The organism is Dysosmobacter segnis (genome assembly GCF_014297285.1).
GTDB lineage: Bacteria > Bacillota > Clostridia > Oscillospirales > Oscillospiraceae > Oscillibacter > Oscillibacter segnis.
In genome coordinates this window covers 1-1009 of sequence record NZ_JACOQI010000096.1, presented here as the reverse complement: position 1 = coordinate 1009, position 1009 = coordinate 1, and the positions used below count along the sequence as shown (strand labels likewise).

Annotated in this window: 2 protein-coding genes and 1 riboswitch; both genes read right to left on the bottom strand. The window is 45.9% G+C overall.

Features of this window, described 5'->3' with window-relative positions; genetic code table 11:
- Positions 1-74: 74 nt before the first annotated feature.
- A riboswitch (cyclic di-GMP riboswitch) is annotated at positions 75-162 on the bottom strand.
- Between the two features lie 68 nt (positions 163-230).
- Complete coding sequence (locus H8Z83_RS19195; protein ID WP_187016491.1) at positions 231-710, bottom strand: hypothetical protein; 480 nt, start codon at positions 708-710, stop codon at positions 231-233.
- A 16-nt stretch (positions 711-726) separates the two neighbouring features.
- Positions 727-1009, bottom strand: a 283-nt coding sequence (locus tag H8Z83_RS19190) for a PIN domain-containing protein (protein WP_187016490.1), incomplete at its 5' end; no start/stop codon positions are given.

Sequence of the window (1009 nt, the reverse complement as noted above, 5' to 3'; positions counted from 1 at the left end):
TACAAAAGCAGCGCACAAATCCACCAAGCTGAGTTGCTTCGGCTTCATCGTGCGCTGTATCATATTCGATTCAGCCTCGCAGTCAGGCTATCTTGCGGTTTACACCGTTTAGACCCTGTGACTTTGTATCCCATCATTTGTAGTGGTTTACCCTTCAGCTTATTTGTATAATACATTATTTTGTCGAGAAAATCAATCTTTCTTATTCTTAAGATTTCATCGTATCTCCATCATCCTCGAAACAGTCTCTTGAACCATCTGTTTTTCTTCTCCGAAGCAGATTTCTGCTTATCTACGCCACTCTCCCCACTGGCAATCTCCTTCTGAATTGTCCCTGCATGGAGTACCTGTGCTGCCTGTGTCGTCTGCTGTGCTGCCAGCAAAGCTGCGCTGCACTCTGACAGGCGCTCATTCAGCTCTTTGATCTGCTCATTTTTTATCTCAAGTTCCTTTTGTAGCATCTCAATAACCGCATCAAAAACCGCTTCATTGATGCGGTTTTGATGTGCTTCATGATGTGCTTCACTTGATGCGGTTTCGTCCGAAAAGCCTTGTTTTATAAGGGTTTCAGCTGCTTCATCATAGTACTTCACACCGCTTCGTTGAAGTGCTTCATGATGTGCTTCATTGATGTGGTTTTGTTTGATGAAACGATAGACCTTTTGCTTGTCAACGCCAAGCTCGTTGGCTATCTCTCGGATCGTTTTCATGCGGTTTTGCCCCTACTCAGCTTCTTCTTTTTTCCAAAAAATCCGCAACGCTCATGACCAAAGGATCTTCCGGGAAGTGTTTCAGATTGCCAGTAACCAGCACCGCTCCGCAGAACTTCGCCACTTCGTAAAACTTCTTGTCTGCCTCATCGACAAACACATCTTCAAGCGGCTCCGCCAGTACAGACCGGCCACAGGCTTCAAACCAGTCCAGCAGGGAATTGATCTCGCTCTTTGAAAATCCGAACTTTGGCCGTTGCAGCACTTCCCGATACTCGCACAGGATACGGTAATCATAG

Coding starts and splice junctions, on each gene's coding strand:
- H8Z83_RS19195 (WP_187016491.1), bottom strand. CDS start 710: ATGAAAACGATCCGAGAGATAGCCAACGAGCTTGGCGTTGACAAGCAA.